At 43.1% G+C, this 16,564-nt stretch carries 13 protein-coding genes and 5 pseudogenes; 2 read left to right on the top strand and 16 right to left on the bottom strand.

The genetic code is table 11. The features are described from left to right. Positions 1–237: 237 nt before the first annotated feature. Positions 238–1,446 (top strand): P44/Msp2 family outer membrane protein, encoded by a 1,209-nt coding sequence (locus APHWEB_RS02445; protein WP_162183395.1) that lies wholly within the window; start codon positions 238–240, stop codon positions 1,444–1,446. 514 nt (positions 1,447–1,960) lie between these two features. Here the strand turns inward: APHWEB_RS02445 and secF are convergent. Next, complete coding sequence (gene secF, locus APHWEB_RS02440) at positions 1,961–2,878, bottom strand: protein translocase subunit SecF (RefSeq protein WP_011451341.1); 918 nt, start codon at positions 2,876–2,878, stop codon at positions 1,961–1,963. Between the two features lie 151 nt (positions 2,879–3,029). Here secF and APHWEB_RS02435 point away from each other — a divergent pair, with 151 nt between their 5' ends. Continuing rightward, the gene (locus APHWEB_RS02435) at positions 3,030–3,389 is read left to right on the top strand and encodes a YraN family protein (RefSeq protein WP_020849165.1); all 360 of its coding nucleotides are present in this window, start codon (positions 3,030–3,032) and stop codon (positions 3,387–3,389) included. A 327-nt stretch (positions 3,390–3,716) separates the two neighbouring features. Here APHWEB_RS02435 and APHWEB_RS05990 read toward each other — a convergent pair. The 15 genes and pseudogenes from APHWEB_RS05990 to APHWEB_RS02370 form a co-directional block, all read right to left on the bottom strand. Continuing rightward, positions 3,717–4,354 (bottom strand): annotated as a pseudogene (locus APHWEB_RS05990) (P44/Msp2 family outer membrane protein); the annotation flags it as partial. Positions 4,355–4,404: 50 nt separating this feature from the next. Further along, positions 4,405–5,159: pseudogene (locus tag APHWEB_RS02430) on the bottom strand (P44/Msp2 family outer membrane protein); the annotation flags it as partial. A gap of 377 nt (positions 5,160–5,536) precedes the next feature. Next, positions 5,537–6,181, bottom strand: a pseudogene (locus APHWEB_RS05985) (P44/Msp2 family outer membrane protein); the annotation flags it as partial. Between the two features lie 18 nt (positions 6,182–6,199). Beyond that, positions 6,200–6,337, bottom strand: coding sequence for a hypothetical protein (locus APHWEB_RS06675; protein WP_155375815.1), 138 nt, complete (start codon positions 6,335–6,337; stop codon positions 6,200–6,202). A 284-nt stretch (positions 6,338–6,621) separates the two neighbouring features. Beyond that, positions 6,622–7,071: an SsrA-binding protein SmpB gene (smpB, locus tag APHWEB_RS02420; RefSeq protein ID WP_011451343.1), complete on the bottom strand. Its 450-nt coding sequence runs from the start codon at positions 7,069–7,071 to the stop codon at positions 6,622–6,624. Positions 7,072–7,078: 7 nt separating this feature from the next. After that, the gene (gene ribB, locus APHWEB_RS02415) at positions 7,079–7,708 is read right to left on the bottom strand and encodes a 3,4-dihydroxy-2-butanone-4-phosphate synthase (RefSeq protein WP_011451344.1); all 630 of its coding nucleotides are present in this window, start codon (positions 7,706–7,708) and stop codon (positions 7,079–7,081) included. 14 nt (positions 7,709–7,722) lie between these two features. Next, on the bottom strand, positions 7,723–8,223 hold the full coding sequence (gene greA / locus APHWEB_RS02410) for a transcription elongation factor GreA (protein WP_011451345.1): 501 nt from the start codon (positions 8,221–8,223) through the stop codon (positions 7,723–7,725). 27 nt (positions 8,224–8,250) lie between these two features. After that, positions 8,251–9,771: a F0F1 ATP synthase subunit alpha gene (gene atpA, locus APHWEB_RS02405; RefSeq protein WP_011451346.1), complete on the bottom strand. Its 1,521-nt coding sequence runs from the start codon at positions 9,769–9,771 to the stop codon at positions 8,251–8,253. An 18-nt stretch (positions 9,772–9,789) separates the two neighbouring features. Then, complete coding sequence (locus APHWEB_RS02400; protein ID WP_020849169.1) at positions 9,790–10,344, bottom strand: ATP synthase delta subunit family protein; 555 nt, start codon at positions 10,342–10,344, stop codon at positions 9,790–9,792. Between the two features lie 172 nt (positions 10,345–10,516). Then, positions 10,517–10,777, bottom strand: a complete 261-nt coding sequence (locus APHWEB_RS02395; protein WP_011451349.1) for a DUF1467 family protein — start codon at positions 10,775–10,777, stop codon at positions 10,517–10,519. An 82-nt stretch (positions 10,778–10,859) separates the two neighbouring features. Then, positions 10,860–12,098, bottom strand: a complete 1,239-nt coding sequence (locus APHWEB_RS02390; RefSeq protein WP_011451351.1) for a hypothetical protein — start codon at positions 12,096–12,098, stop codon at positions 10,860–10,862. After that, positions 12,095–12,835, bottom strand: coding sequence for a hypothetical protein (locus tag APHWEB_RS02385; protein WP_048651635.1), 741 nt, complete (start codon positions 12,833–12,835; stop codon positions 12,095–12,097). Before APHWEB_RS02385 ends, APHWEB_RS02390 begins: the two co-directional genes overlap by 4 nt. Before the next feature lie 58 nt (positions 12,836–12,893). Continuing rightward, complete coding sequence (locus APHWEB_RS02380) at positions 12,894–14,093, bottom strand: lipoprotein-releasing ABC transporter permease subunit (RefSeq protein WP_011451353.1); 1,200 nt, start codon at positions 14,091–14,093, stop codon at positions 12,894–12,896. Positions 14,094–14,742: 649 nt separating this feature from the next. Next, positions 14,743–15,335 (bottom strand): annotated as a pseudogene (locus APHWEB_RS02375) (P44/Msp2 family outer membrane protein); the annotation flags it as partial. Positions 15,336–15,747: 412 nt separating this feature from the next. Beyond that, positions 15,748–16,383 (bottom strand): annotated as a pseudogene (locus APHWEB_RS02370) (P44/Msp2 family outer membrane protein); the annotation flags it as partial. Between the last annotated feature and the right edge of the window lie 181 nt (positions 16,384–16,564).

The following is a 16,564-nucleotide window of genomic DNA, read 5'->3' as shown; positions in this document are numbered from 1 at the left end:
GGATGAATATCTAGTGGAAAAATATGATCATACATATAACCTTGCGACGTATTTGGAATGGGCGCTTATAAAAGTGCTGTGAACCATACGCGATTGGTGTTGTTCTGATGAGTGTGCCTTTCCAGTATTTGGTTAGAGTGAGCTTATGAACGTGTTGTAAATAACAACTACGGAGGGTATGTGGTAGAACACTTAATGGTATGCTGTGTTAGTAGGGTAGTATTATACATAGCATCTGTGATATTGCTCATGTTGATTATGGGAGAAGATGCTAGTGCCGCAATTTATAAAGATGACCTACCTCCTAACTCTAAGAAGTTCTACGTAGCCTTAGATTATGCTCCCGCATTAAGCAGGGTAAGCACGTTCGACATAGTGGGTGATGGAAAGACACATATAGCATTGCCTTACTTAAAAAATGATCAGGAAGATCGGTTCAACGCAGAAGCTATAGATTGGGATGCTCCTAATCTCAGTGTGCAGTTCAAGAACAGTGTGCTCATGTCTTGGGTAGGAAGTATCGGATATAAGATGATGGGCGGAAGGTTGGAACTAGAAGTTGGACATGAAAAATTCGGTGCTAGAGTAAGCTCTGGGGAAAATAGAGAGGAGAATTCTGATGTTGCGTACGTGTTTTTCTCCAGATTATTACCATATTATTTAGTAAGTGCTCAGTATGAAAAATTGATTTCAGGACTGGCTAACCTGACGGAAGATGAAATTTTGGCTTTTGCGAATGGTGTTGCTGATCAACGTCCTGATCTTGATAAAAAGATTTGCAAGAAGGCTCGTCTCGGTGGAGATGAGAGGGGGACTGCTGCACCAACTGCATGTAGAGACTCCATCAAAGGAGCAGATGTAGGAGGGTTTGGAGCTTTCATGAGGAAAGCTATAGGGACATACTTGATGTGGAGATATAACGGAGGTAGTGATCGTTATGGTCTTGAGCGTGGAGGCAGGAGTGTAAATAGTAAGGACATTGTATCTGATATTAAAGAGCTCCCTAAAGAGGAAAGAAAAATACTTGCAGGAATTCTTGCTGCTGCTACAGGATATGGTGTAGTTGTGGAAATACCATCTGTTGCTGCAACTTCAGTAATGGTTAACGCTTGTTATGATCACAATGTTTCTCTAACAAGAAAGCGCGCATCCGCATATTCATGCGTGGGTTTAGGTAGCACGTTTGTTGAAATAGTGGATGAACATAGGGCAGCTAAACTTGCCTACAGATTAAAGGCTGGTCTGAGTTATAATTTTGCTTCAGGAGTTACCGCGTTTGTAGGGGGGTTTTATCATCATATTATAGGTGATAGTTGGTATGATAGGGTTCCGATGCGCACTGTATTCCTTGACGAAAAAACAGGAGAAAGACCTGTGAAAACTGGAAAAGTAGACCTGAGCTTAGATTACATTGGCGCTGAGTGTGGCATACGTCTGATCTTATAAGCTTTTAAGTAAAAGTAGGAAATGGTGCGGACATGGTGATTTTGTCTATCTTCTCTTAAGCATTCCAGAGTGAGAAAAGCTTATACGTGCGAGTCCTCTGCTCTCTAAAGAAGAGGATCAGACAGTGAAGAAAAAACAAACATAGTGGAAGGACTGTACTGCTGTTGAAGATCCGGGATTGAGGTGTGTAGTCTCTTCTTTCTGTTAATTACGGACATATACAACGCATGCAGCGTCTACTATGATTCAGTAAAAAGTTCTGGGGAAGCATAAGACTGTGTTAGAGACTTTGTCATAGGGCGTAGTGGTAAACAAACGTGTAGTTGCGAGTCTGGAAATATCATACTATTACAGCATCACCGCCGTGCGAACTCCTAAAACAGTAAGCTTCATCTCCAAAGCCATAGCGCACAGTGAAGAATACTAGAACACAATGTGCATAGCAATAAAATAACACCACCCATGAGGAAAAACGCCGGGACAAAACCGCAATTACGGGTGAATATACACTTATCTAAGAGGCGGGATTACTCAACTTTAGCGCTTTTTGTATACTTCCTATAAACGGAATTGTGGACACGAATATGGAAGAATATGTTCCTACTACGACCCCAAAAAACGCAATGATGCCCAAATCCTGTACTGCACCCTCACATAATAACATCAGCGGCAGAGCCGCGAGCATTGTAGTACCAGAGGTCAAAAGAGTACGAGATAAAGTCGTGTTAATTCCTGTATTGACAATCTGCACCATATCTTTAGTTTCAGATCGCACCATGAGTTCCCGTACTCTGTCGTATATGACCACAGAGTCGTTAACTGAATATCCTATAACCATTAAAATAGCAGCCATAACAGGCAGACTAAATTCCAGACCAGTAGCACTTACCATACCCATGGTAATAATGACATCATGCACCAAAGCTGAAACTCCCCCCACTGCAAACTGCCATCTAAACCTTAAGCACAGGTAGAAAAACATGCAGAGCAAAGAACCCAACACGGCTATGATTCCCTCTTTTACCTGAGCTAACCCAATCTGAGCACCTACGTAATCTACCTTTTTGTAGCTAATCTCACCAAGCTCTCCTAGTGCACCTTTTACCTTGTCTACAGCGACATGGCTTCCGGAAGAGGCCCCTCCTTTGAAGACTACCATAAATTCCTGGGGATCTTCCCCAAAATTTTGCACTGAAACGCTTCCTAATCCAGCCCCTGCAAGCACACACTTTATGCGCTCAGCATCCACTGAGGTATCCGCTACCTGAAAATCTACTACTACACCTCCAGCAAAGTCAGTGCCCAGATTTATGCCCCTGACATAAATCAATACAAGCGACCCCAACGTGAGCAATACACTCATAATAAGAGCAACTTTGCCCCATTTAACAAAATTAAAGTTAACTCCATCTGGAATAATGCGCAGAATCACGAGTGACCATATGAAACTTGTTCGCGAGTCTATGATGTTTTGTATACCTGTTCAAGAAATAATAATACCCTAAATCTCAGTACGTTCTTATATAATAGTGCGCTGCAGCATGTACCATGGCCGAAGAATATGCAATTTGTCAGGAGAATAAATGCTCAAACTCTCTAGCAACTTAATAGGCTACACTGGGGAGTTACTCGTTATGTTATTGCTTAAAATACGTTTACAGAAGATCTTGTACCACCGTTATAGAACACCTGTGGGCGAAGTGGATATAATAGCACAAAAGAGAAATCTGCTATTTTTTATAGAGGTCAAGACAAGTATAAGAAATAGTTTTAACGAAATACCGTTAAGTGCGAAGCAGCGCCGTTCAATCACGAGAGCTGCTAAATATTTCCTAGTTCGTCATCCAAAATTTGCTGATTACCAAATGAGTTTCGAGGTCTATCGTCTGTCAATCAAACATGGAATTACTATAATCCAAAACGCATGGGAGGACACATTCTAACTTTTTTCCGTACCTCTACCCCGAAAATACACATGTTAAAACACAGCACAACTTCTAAAAATGCGCTTAGCAAACACATAGAGCACATTCGCCATGAGATTTTTACAGATTTATAAACGATATAGATTTTTCTAGATGGTGTTGATTCTTGCTGCATACCGGACGGTACATGTGCTGTTGTAACACTACATACTTAGCAACAAAGTCACGGATTTCATGAAACATGTTTAGTGGGAGTATAAAAGGCACTCTCAGAGTGGTGTAAGAGTTGTTTTCGTCTCAAAAGCCCGAAAATTTACTGCCAGGCAATTGACTTACAGAACGTCAAGGAACAACGCCTAAACCTTCACTAAGAAGATCATAACAAGCATTAACCATCACAGAAGTAGAAGAAACCGACCTGATTTCAACAACTTCACCCCCTTCAATAGTTTTAGCTAGTAGCCCTGCTACTATGGTTTTTTCTTCAGTGGTGAGCTTTGTTAGGTCTCCAGCTACGGCTTTGGCGTTGTCGTTAGTTTTGGGCTGCGGTGTTCCATCTGTCTCCGCTGTAGATGTAGGCCAATTCCCATTGCCATCCTCTTTCAGCGTCTCTCTTACAAAGTCCTTCAGAACGTGAGCAGTGCTCCGCCCACTGCTTCCGGCAAACGTTGCTGTCGCACCGCAGACAGCTACCTTTAGATCATTATCCGTGCTGTTCTTGTTATTTGTTTTACCCGCATACTGTGCATATTTATTTGTATGGGGCTTCGTCCCACAAACCTTGTTATCAATATCAGGATGAGAAACCCCAACCGCCTTAGCAAACTGAACAAAGTCCTTCCCAGAAGTCTTGGCAAGAGCAGCGGCAAGGTTATCAGTCTGCCCAGTAACAACATCATAAGCTAACTCCTTAGCTAGTAGATATACTGTATCTACTTCATTCTCTCTAATAATACTCTTCCTCTATCTCTAATACCCTTGGTCTAATAATGAGATTTATTACTTACCATAGGATCTTGGTATACCTAGCGATCTATAATAGGTAACTGGCATGCTTGCCAGCAAAGGCGGAGATTTCAGGAGAGAGCTGATAACTCAACTCAGCCTTTAACCTATAAGCAAGCTTAGGAGTGATATGCCCATCAACCACGCCAACGAAGTTACCACCAAGACCAACACAAGCATAAGGAACAACACCTAGACCTTCACTAAGAAGATCATAAGAAGCATTAACCATCACAGAAGTAGAAGAAACCGCCCTGATTTAACAACCTCACCACCTTCAATAGTCTTAGCTAGTAGCCCTGCTACTATGTTTTTTTCTTCGGTGGTGAGTTTTGTTAGGTCTTTAGCTACGGCTTCGGCATTGTCGTTTTGCACCGGTACAGGACCAGTACTGTTTCCACTACCTACCGTGGATGTAGGCCAGTTCTTACTACCACCACTCAACGTGTTAGAAACAAAGTCATGTAGAACTTGCGCAGAAGCCCCTCCATTGCCCGTTCCCGCGCCGGCACCTCCACATAGCGCCACCTTCAATTTCGTACCACTTTGCACATCCGTCTCCAGGTCATACTCAGCGTAGCTACTCCCGCTAGTCCCCTTCTTCGTCACACAAACCTGCCCATCAATCTTAGGAGCAGAAATCTCCACAGCCTTAGCAAACTGAACAATATCTTTACCGGAGGTCTTAGCAAGAGCGGCAGTAAGCTTATCAGTCTGCCCAGTAACAACATCATAAGCTAACTCCTTAGCTAGTAGATATACTGTATCTACTTCTTCCTCTCTAATAATACTCTTCTTCTATCCCTTATACCCTTGGTTTAAATAATAGGCTTATTATTTAGACTCTTAATATTCCCATGGATGTACCTTCATAAGCAGTTGTAATACTTTCAAGTGTTTTCGAATCGGAATCGTATTGCGGTGATATGTTCCAGAGTTTTATAGGTGCACCCTTATAATATCTCCAGAAACTGAAAGACAGCTAACCTCTGTAAAGTTTTAGAGAAAATTCCTAGATAGCAAGTAATTTCATACTGGTAAGAGTGTAAAGCCACTGACTGCCCCGCTCAGTATTGGGAATCGGGGAATCGCTGATCATAGTTGGCTTCGTAAGTGCTCCAGCACTAATTTTGCCTAGTAACTTACCTTAACTAGGGTACTCAGAGTAAAAGATGGTTTGTGTAATGAATTCCATCAACAACACCAACGAAGTTACCACTAAGACCAACACAAGCATAAGGTACAACACCTAAACCTTCACTAAGAAGATCATAACAAGCATTAACCATCACAGAAGTAGAAGAAACTGCCCTAATCTCAACAACTTCACCCCCTTCAATAGTTCTAGCTAGTAACCCTGCTACTATGGTTTTTTCTTCAGTAGTGAGCTTTGTTAGGTCTGTAGCTACCGTAGTAGATGCATCTCTAGCATACGCATTTCCTGGACCTGCGCTACTACTATAAATTGTTGCGTGGCCACCATTGTTAATTTTGGGCCACTTTTCAGCGCCTTGTTCGCCTAAAGCTGCCATCAAACCTTGTTTCATGGAATCGAAACCCGCCGTTTGTGGCTGACTATCACACGAACCTGCTTTGGTTCCAGTCAAACCTTGACTCCCATGCTTTTCCCTCCTACAAACCTTCCCATCGATATTAGAGTGAGAAATATTAAGAGTCTTAGCAAACTGAACAATATCTTTACCAGAAGTCTTGGCAAGAGCAGCAGCAAGGTTATCAGTCTGCCCAGTAACAACATCATAAGCTAACTCCTTAGCTAGTAGATATACTGTATCTACTTCATTCTCTCTAATAATACTCTTCCTCTATCTAACAATAAATTTCTGGGTAAGCCTTATCAGAGAACTCCAGACATCAAATGACGGACGCTGAAAAAGCGCAATCTCACATATCTTGAGTAACCAGCGCAACATCTCAATACTGAGTACCAAAATTATGGACATTACTTCACAATCACCGAACCCATAACCTGGCTCACCGGATAGTAAAACGATTAGCGATTTTTCTACTATTTACCACATCTAGATGCACCACGATTACATGATCGCAACCCATAACACTAGCGCATAGCAACAGCGTGCCCTTAGCCAAATATCCATATTATATTAGTCGCCTGATGTATACTTAGAAAAAGCTTGCTGACCTCGCTTAGGAACAGCGGAGCAATGTTTATATACAGACTATACCCATATAAAGCAGAGCCAAATCATGCCCAGCGACCGTTACCCTATATATCGCGTTTCATAGTACGGCCTTTCTCCCGCTCCCACTCCCTAGCTTTAATAGCCTCTCGCTTGTCATATAGCTTCTTGCCCTTTACCAGCGCTATTCTTACCTTAGCCAATCCCCTTTCGTTGAAGTAAACCAATCTCGGAACAACCGTAATACCCGAAGCCTTAACACTACCAGCAATCTTGTTTATCTCACGCCTTCTCAGCAGCAACTTGCGCACACGCAACGGGCTATGATTCTTATAACTCGACCTATTGTATTCAGATATGTGTAGATTATGAACCCATAACTCCATACCACTTTCTAGCACATAAGCATCACCCATACTAACCTTGTGTTGCCGCAATGACTTCACCTCACTACCTAGCAACACAATACCAGCATCATACTCACTGAGAATAGTGTAATTAAACCTAACCTTCCGATTTTCCGCTACAATATCCATACATGCGTCAGGAGCTACTAAGATATTCTCTCAGCTTCTTAATCGTAGTCACCTTAATCCCATTTGCACTTGCAAACTCCATGATTTCAGGCAATCGCGCCATAGTACCATCCGGATTCATAAGCTCACAGATAACAGCGGCATGAGCCGCACCTGCCAATTTGGCAATGTCTACACCAGCCTCAGTGTGACCACCCCTCTTCAAAACACCACCAGGATTCGCCACTATAGGAAAGACATGCCCAGGCGTGACTATATCATCAGCACTACTGTCATCAGATACAGCCTTCAATATAGTAGCAGCCCTGTCACTCGCAGATACACCCGTAGTTATTCCATGCCTAGCATCAATAGATTCAGCAAAGGCAGGACAACCATCATTCGCATTCCTACGAGACATCAAACCCAAACCAAGCTTCTTAGCGTGATACTCAGAAAATGCAAGACACACTATCCCACTTCCATATCTGATCATCATATTGATAGCCTCAGGACTCACCCTATCCGCTAAAGCTACCAAATCACCCTCGTTCTCCCTCTCCTCGTCATCGAGAAGCACAAACACCTTCCCTTCCGCAGCATCCCTAACAACTTCTTCAATGGAAGAAAAGACAGCCGCACTCGGCTCAAAACTCATACTAAACCCAATACCTATATGAACTCAACTTTGTTAATTTGATATACCTTATAGTCTCCACGCGGCGTTTTCAGCTCAACACTGTCACCTTCTCGCTTGCCCAATAGAGCCAGGACCAACGGCGACTTAATTGATATCATATTCTTCGAAACATCCGCCTCATATTCCCCAACTATCTGATACTTAACCTCGCTAGTAGTATCACTCTGCTCATCATACACGGATACAGTAACAGTTGCCCCAAACATAACCGTATCACCCGATAATTCTGATACTTCTATGACTTCAGCCCTAGATTTCTTAGACTCAAGCTCCATTATCTTGCTTTCTACAAGACCCTGACGCTCTCTCGCAGCATGGTACTCAGCATTCTCCGAAAGATCACCCAACTCCCTAGCATCAGAAATAGATTTAATAATCTTCGGTCTCTCACTCTTTAGAGCTTCCAGCTCCGACTCCAATTTCTGGTAGCCCCCCTTCGTAATAGGAAACCTAGTAGTCACATAGTCGCTCATACAGTACCTAATCTCTAACATTCACTGTCAAAAACTCACCGCAAACCCCCTGATAACCTCCAACAGCTTACTTCGTACATCATCCTCCAACAAGCAAGCCATGAGATCCCCATGGTCAATCCGCAATTTCTCCAGCAGACCCCTCTCAAATCGACACATATCACCTACAGGAATAGCATCAATACAACTGTCAGACCCCGCAAGCATCACCGCTACCTGCTCCTCAACAGATAAAGGAGAATACTGCCCCTGTTTCAACAGCTCTATCATCCTCCTACCTTTCTCAAGCATAGCCTGAGAGCTTGCATCAAGATCCGAACCAAACCTAGCAAAATCCTCCAACTCCCTGTACTGCGCCAGAGACAGCTTCATAGAGCCCGCAACCTTCTTTACAGCCTTTACCTGCGCAGCGGAACCCACACGCGATACCGACAATCCTACATTTATCGCAGGCCTAAACCCCTTGTGAAATAGCTCTGATTCCAAGAAAATCTGACCATCAGTTATGGAGATAACGTTGGTAGGAATATACGCAGACACATCCCCAGCTTGCGTCTCTATAATAGGCAGAGCAGTCAAAGACCCACCACCAAGCGCATCCGACAGCTTCGCCGCCCTCTCCAAAAGCCTAGAGTGTATATAAAACACATCACCCGGATAAGCTTCCCGACCAGGTGGCCTCCTCAACAATAGAGACATCTGCCTGTATGCCACCGCATGCTTAGAAAGATCATCATATACTATCAAACAGTGCATGCCGTTATCACGGAAAAACTCCCCCATAGCACAAGCAGCATAAGGAGCTAAATACTGCAACGGCACAGAGTCTGACGCACCAGTAGCAACAACGATCGTATAATCAGCCGCACCAGCCTCACACAACTTACTCACCACTCTAGCAATAGAAGAATTCTTCTGCCCTATCGCAACATATATGCAATATACCTTATCCTTCTCACTTGCCGCACGGTCATTATACCGCTTTTGGTTTATAATAGTATCCAGCGCTATAGCAGTTTTTCCCGTCTTCCTATCACCGATAATTAACTCACGCTGCCCACGCCCGATAGGAATAAGCATATCTATCGTTTTTATCCCCGTCTGCAAAGGCTCACTAACAGGCTGTCTAGCCATAATACCCGGCGCCTTCACTTCTACCGGATTCTCACCATCACATCCCGATATCGCACCTTCACCGTCCAAAGGCATACCCAAAGGACTTACCACGCGCCCCAACAACGAGAATCCCACTGGCACCTTCATCAACTCACCAGTGCACTCGACAGAATCCCCTTCCTTTACTTCTCTGTCTTCACCAAAGATAACAACGCTTGCAATATCACTCTCCAGCCCAGATATCACACCGCGCACACCAGAAGCAAAAGCTACAGTCTCTCCAAATCCCGCTCCATGCAACCCGTAGACTACAGCAATCCCATCCTTTACAGAAAGAACCTCCCCTACGCTACCCGCTTTTACAGGACCACCAAAGTTCTCTATTCTCTCTCTAAGAATCTTGAGAACCTCACCCGACGATACACCACTCATGCTTCATCCAATAAATCACTAGATACTAAAAACAGCTTCCTTACTAATCCTTGTTAGCTCACGTAACTGCCCCACGTAAGAGGCATCCACCGTAAAAGTGTCACCCTTAGCAACAAAGCCACCCAAAATTCCCGGATCCGTACGCCTAATAATGGCCTCAGGATCACCATACTGCGCCCGCAACATACGCAATATTTTACTCTCTTCCTTCTCTGTCAAAGGAGCGGCAGAAATTATTTCCAAATTAAACTTCCCAAGCTTCCGCCTCAGAAGAGCAAAAAACTTCTCAAAAATACCACCGAGACTAGCAAACAATCCGTCCTCTACCACAACACAGACAAAGCTCACCAGAGTATCATCCAACGCACACGCCTTTTGAACATCCCGCAAAGCTGCCACCTTCACCCCAAATGGCACAGTAGGATCTACAAAAAACGCACGCACGTCACGATCCTCACATGCACAAAGCAACGAACGGATCCCCGCGGAAACTTCTTCCGAATTATCCTTAACTAAATCCACTAAGACACGCGCGTAGACATACTCAGCGCGCCCTTTCACTTGCTGCCTCACAACGCCCAAAACAACGAATAAGGAAAACCAGCCGTATTATTACGCACACCTCATATCCAGTCAAGTAGTTTCCATTTGGCATGTATGCACCATGTGCACACGCTAACACTAATAAAATTTATTATGCTATATACTACAAAAACATCATAAAAGTCCGCGGGTGTTCCTAAGATCATGGAGCAAGGTCATACAGAACGGCAAATACCTTATCAACGTATCCCTTATACTTGAAGTAACAGTACAAACACGTCATAAGCGATGCTATAGCCGTCACAATAAGAGCCTTTATTGCCAAATGCGCGCGCTTTGGTGCACTACTAGCACATCCCACTACGGGACCTTCAGTCTCATTCATCTCAACATTTATAGGCAGGGAAATAAATAAGGCTATCCACCACGTCACCGTAAATACAAGCAATGCCTCCGCTATCACAATCACCCCGTTTTATGTACTGCAACCTCAGGATTAAGCACTATCTGCACGAAAATAGCATCCGTCGCTATTAAACTATCCTCTATCCCCGCCACTTTATCGTGTTGAATCCCTCACATTCGTCACATTCCTGGCACCATTCTTTGGGCGAATAACAACACTTCTCACATGCCCAGTGCATATCAGGCACTGAATCCCTGCGCATCATATCAATCCAATACTCAATTTCGTCTAGATTGCCCAAACGCACCATGATTTCAAGCATCATACCATATAGCCCAGCATACTTATACTGCGTTAGCGCCTGCTTCAGATGCTTCTCTGCAGCATTATATTGCTTTAGATCCATGTACTTCCTCACCATCAGCAAGAAACTCATGTAGCTATCCGGATTTAAGGCATTAAGTTTTTCTACAGCAAGATTTTTATCTTGAACCATAGATAGATAAAGAGACGCTACATCCGGATGCGGATCTACCCTGTAGTATGCCTCCAACTCCTCCATGGCCCTTTTTACGTTATTCAATTTTGCATTAAATTTTGCACGCCATAATGTTGCTTGGAGACCTGAGCTCCCCTTAATTACTCCCAACCCTTCTTTAAAATCACCTTGCATGTAGTGCAATTCCGCAAGCTTACAACGCGCAATCAACTCCAAGTCATTTAGGTCATATGGATGAGAAACACCGTACTTCTCTATTAACTTTAACGCAGTGAGCACTTCGTCCCACTGACCTTCCATACGAGCAATTTCCAACCTAAACAATACTGACCACCGTCTTGAATGGAAAACGTCATACAACCTACTTAGAACTCTGAGCTTGCAATCTCTGCTCTTCTCGTTTGCCAGTATCCCAACAAGCCACGCACCCAAATCTACTTCCTGCAAGGCCTTTGACGGTATAAGAGAAAAATGCTTCTCAGCTATCTCATATTGCCCTATACGAAAACTAGCACATCCCTCTAAAAGTTGTAATACTGGGCTATCAAACTTCGCAAATCTCTCAGATATTCCTACAATTTTTCTTACATTATCAACGTGACCTACACTCAAAAATGCAAAGCTTTTTCCAACTTCGTCATACTTTTTCGATACACTACCGCGCCGAACCCTATACATACACAGTGCACAAGCAAAACATGCACGTCCAACCAGTACAATGAAGAGAAAAAGCACACACAGCATGAAGACTACAAATACAACATTAGCCTCTACGCTATAACCTAATACCTCCAGCTTCAGCGCTAGCCCTTCGTATCCTTGAACGGCAAAACCACACGCTAGGGATACAACTATGAAAATCAGAAAATACGTAATCATATGCCCTCGGGATTTCTATTAACACGCTCAATCAGTTTATTGTATATCAGAGCAAGATGCCCTTCTACACTCAGAACAAATTCTAGATCACGCATCCACAACTGGACCCTAGGAACAGACTTCAACTCACTATTACCAATAAGCTCCAATGCATCGGTCCACGCCCCTGAATCCACTAAATTCTCTAAACTCGCAAAATCCTGCCACACCCGGTCATTATGGTTTTCGATGGAAATCCACTTAGATAAATACTTCATCACAGGTCCGTTATGCCCGAAATGCAACGACTTTTTGATCGCGCGCAATTCTTCCTTTATCTCCCTATAACCTTTACGATGGGTAAAATTCTCTAAAACCTGCAAACTTTCGTCAATTTCCCGATCACGCAGCTCTGCTAGCATAGGCTTTACAGCCCTTACAGTGTCACTAGACATCGCCCCTAAAGCAAAAGATCTCCGCAAATCCCATACAATCAACAACACCCTTGCCAAACACTCCTGTGGTATACAACCATCTTTATTGACAATCACTGTCTTGGGAGGCATAGAAGCCTTCATCTGTTCTACAAGAGAAATAACTTTCTCGGCTTTTATGGAAGTGTCAGAAAGCTTGTTATTGAAGGACGCACCAGCACTAGAAAGCTTCTCTACATGCTGAAGCACCGATGCTAAATCCTGCTTCATATCGAGCAACAAATTTTGCCTCATATCAAGAACAAAGTATACAATTCCTCCCATCCATAACGCAAAAATACAGAATATACTCATCCAACAACATGTTTCTCTTCGCATTTGCTTACTCATATTTAAGAATATCTACAGGATTTTGATACGCTGCTCTAAGCGCTGGGAGCAACGCTGCTATTAGTGAAATACACAACGACAAAGATGCCACTCGCACAACATCTAAGAACACCATCTTGGACGGAATACCTTCCAAACAATATGCGATAGATTCAAAAAATGCACCCTGGCCGAACATCATCAAAAAGTCACTCACCCTCTCCATGTTTAAAGAAAACAAGACACCCAAGCAACATCCTATTCCAGTGCCTATAGCACCTATACACACACCACACATGCAGAATATCCTAGCCACCGCAAACTTACTCAATCCCATAGTACGCATCACAGCCACAGCCTTTGTCTTATCCTGTACTAACACAGAAATTCCTGAAATTATATTAAAGGCAGCCACAACAATAATTAACGTCAGAATAAAAAACATGGCATCACGCTCTAATTCCAATGCGTAGAAGTACTGTCCATGCTGGACTTTCCAATCTTCCACTCGCATCTTTGTCTTCTCAATGAGTTCTTTTACGATATTAGAAGAGTGCAAGGCATCATCTACTCTAACCTCTACATATTGCATTCCGCCATCGTATCCTAAGAGAGTCTGAGCACTTTCTAGGGGCACATACACAAATGCGCTATCATACTCGTACATACCCACATTGAAAATCCCCGTAACTTTATACTCATGCGTTCGTGGCATAGTCGAGAAGCTGGACGAGGAAATCACAACCACCTCATCACCGTAGTAAACATTTAAGCTTTCAGCTAGTCTAGAGCCTATGATTATTCCTGCTTCTAACTCTTCGGTATCTCCACTGACTACATATTGCGACAGTTTATCGCTAATATCAGGCATTTCCATGCCCCTAAGCACTGCACCGACTGCTGCATGTTCTGATTTCACCATAACCTGTCCTTCCAACACAGCTACGGCAGACACTACACCCGCTGTGCTCTCTACTTCAGGGATGACTGTGTGATAATCCACATCCTGACAATGAACAGTAATGTGTCCATTCATCCCAAGAATGTTATGCAATAACTTAGCAGAGAAACCGCTCATAACTGCCATGACTGAGACTAGGGTAGCTACTCCTATAGAGATTCCCAGGATGGAAAATACGCTCATGGGAGAACACAAGAATCGCCCTTTTTTAGAACTCAGATACCTACGCGCGAGTAACCACTCTAAACCCATTGGCGTTGTTATTGTACATTGCAGAACCATCTATATCATGCTTCCAGTATGGTTACAATTTTCCCTGTATATCCGAATACTACAGATACCTTCCCAAAAACACTATGAAGCATACAAGACACGTAAGAGTATATGTTTTTTCTTGGAGATTAGCTTTGTTAGGCCTCCTGCTGTAGGTAGGTCAACTTTTATAACATCTTAGAAAATAACCAGCATATCCAAAGTCAACCATGCTTGGGATAGAAGAAACCGCCATAATTTCCATAGCACTATGTAATTTCCCGTAACATCTGAAATGACCTCCTGGAGCGTTTCTCCTAGTATAAACCAAGCGCCTGATAATAGTACCAAAAGTCTCAGATATTAGATTGCTGTAACGTAAACGTATTCACAGACAGCACAAACTATATGTCCAATCTTCCATTCCCAAGTTAACAAGGCAGAAGTGATGGCAATTCGTCTCTGATCCTTATGAAGGTAGAAGAAACCGCCCTAATCTCAATAGCCCCAGCAATGATCTAAATAGGGTCCTAGGTATAAACCTTGAACAGTATAGTAGAGAACTCGGCGTCTGCACGTTATGCTACTATAACGCGCCTCCACAGCACATACTCTATGCATAATCTTATCCCCAAGTGCACTATGTCTAAGTGGATGGAGATAGACACATCTCAACAACCTCACCACCTTCAATAGTTTTAGCTAATAATCCTGCTACTATGGTTTTTTCTTCAGGGGTTAATTCCTTGACTAGGTCTTTGGCTACGGCTTTGGCGTTGTCGTTAGGTTTAGGAGTCGGCTGCCCCGTGCCGCTCTTTGCGGTAGACGTAGGCCAATTTTTGCTACCATCCCCTAGCAGCGTGGCCTTAACAAAGTCCTTCAAAAACTGAGGAGAAGATCCGCCAGTATTACTACTATTACCAGCAGCGCCGCAAAGCGCTACATTACCATAGTTGCTTGAACCATCCCTATCTGACTCAGCAGCGTATTTACCATACTTGTCTCCGCTCGAAGCACCATCCTTAGTCTTACAAATCTTCCCATCAATAGTAGGATGAGAAATCTCCACGGCCTTAGCAAACTGAACGATATCTTTCCCAGAGGTTTTGGCCAGAGCAGCAGTAAGCTTGTCAGTCTGCCCAGTAACAACATCATAAGCTAACTCCTTAGCTAGTAGATATACTGTATCTACTTCATACTCTCTAATAATACTCTTACTCTATCCCTTAGACCCTTGGTCTTATTTTTAATAATAAGAGTTATTGCATAGGATCTTGGTATACCTATATAGATTCGTAAGTCCCAGTGTATTCGAATCATGATCGTATTGCAGTGATATGTTCCAGAGTTTTATAGGTACAACCTTATAATATCCCCAGAAACTACAAGACAGCTTAACCTGTAATGTGTTCAATACCATCCACTCTCGAAGTACAAATAACCTTTATAAAGTCCGCGGTGGAGATTTCTAGGTGGCAAGTAATTTCATGCTGGGTAAGAGTATAAAGCCACTGTACGTACCTGCTCAGTATGGAAAATAGCTTATCGTAGTTTGTTTGTGAGTAGTGACTTAACTAAGGTATTCAGAGTCAAAGGTGGTTTGTGGAATGTACTCCCTCAACACTTAATCTCCCCATTCTATATTCTCTAATAAAGGAACAACGCCTAGGCCTTCACTAAGAAGATCATAACAAGCATTAACCATCACAGAAGTAGAAGAAACCGCCCTTATTTCAACAACCTCACCACCTTCAATAGTTTTAGCTAGTAGCCCTGCTACTATGGTTTTTTCGTCACGATTAAGGTTTACTAGGTCTGTGGCTACGGCTGCAGCATTACTATTAGTAGCACCGGTTTCAGGACTAGCACTGCCATGTCCCCCCTTCCCCGTCGGCCAGTTTTTACCTTCCCCAACCTTTGTTATGCTCGCAAACTTATACAAACCTCTATTCTCTTTCTCGGTCGTTAGGTCTTTAAAACCACTACACTGAGACGTTTTAGTATTCTCGTTTCCACTTCCTGTGTATTCACTTACATAAGTCGTCGCCGAGCTCTTCGACTGCGACAATGCAGCATGACTCCCAGCACAAACCTTCTTATCAATTTCAGGGCTAGAAATCTCCACTGCCTTAGCAAACTGAACAAAGTCTTTCCCAGAGGTCTTAGCAAGAGCAGCGGTAAGTTTATCAGTCTGCCCAGTAACAACATCATAAGCTAACTCCTTAGCTAGTAGATATACTGTATCAGCTTCATCTTCCTTACTACCACTATCTCTAATACCCTTGGTCTTGTTTTAATAATAAAAGTTATTGCGTATACTCCTAGTTTATACCTAGCTAGCGCTCCGTAGGCAGTTGTCATACTTTCCAGTGTTTTCTAATTAGGGTCGTATTGCAGTGATATGTTTCAGAGTTTTATAGGTACAACCTTATCGTATCCCCAGAAACTGCAAGACAGCTTGACCTGTAATG

Source organism: Anaplasma phagocytophilum str. Webster (assembly GCF_000964685.1).
GTDB classification, from domain to species: Bacteria; Pseudomonadota; Alphaproteobacteria; order Rickettsiales; family Anaplasmataceae; genus Anaplasma; species Anaplasma phagocytophilum.
The sequence above is the reverse complement of the archived record's forward strand: the minus strand, read 5'-3'. Positions and strand labels throughout refer to the sequence as shown.

What these genes read in the sequence shown, in the direction of transcription:
- APHWEB_RS02435 (WP_020849165.1), top strand. Translation starts at nt 3,030, where the DNA reads ATGCTCAAACTCTCTAGCAACTTAATAGGCTACACTGGGGAGTTACTC.
- APHWEB_RS06675 (WP_155375815.1), bottom strand. Translation starts at nt 6,337, where the DNA reads ATGTCCATAATTTTGGTACTCAGTATTGAGATGTTGCGCTGGTTACTC.
- smpB (WP_011451343.1), bottom strand. Translation starts at nt 7,071, where the DNA reads ATGGATATTGTAGCGGAAAATCGGAAGGTTAGGTTTAATTACACTATT.
- ribB (WP_011451344.1), bottom strand. Translation starts at nt 7,708, where the DNA reads ATGAGTTTTGAGCCGAGTGCGGCTGTCTTTTCTTCCATTGAAGAAGTT.
- greA (WP_011451345.1), bottom strand. Translation starts at nt 8,223, where the DNA reads ATGAGCGACTATGTGACTACTAGGTTTCCTATTACGAAGGGGGGCTAC.
- atpA (WP_011451346.1), bottom strand. Translation starts at nt 9,771, where the DNA reads ATGAGTGGTGTATCGTCGGGTGAGGTTCTCAAGATTCTTAGAGAGAGA.
- APHWEB_RS02390 (WP_011451351.1), bottom strand. Translation starts at nt 12,098, where the DNA reads ATGATTACGTATTTTCTGATTTTCATAGTTGTATCCCTAGCGTGTGGT.
- APHWEB_RS02385 (WP_048651635.1), bottom strand. Translation starts at nt 12,835, where the DNA reads ATGGGAGGAATTGTATACTTTGTTCTTGATATGAGGCAAAATTTGTTG.
- APHWEB_RS02380 (WP_011451353.1), bottom strand. Translation starts at nt 14,093, where the DNA reads ATGGGTTTAGAGTGGTTACTCGCGCGTAGGTATCTGAGTTCTAAAAAA.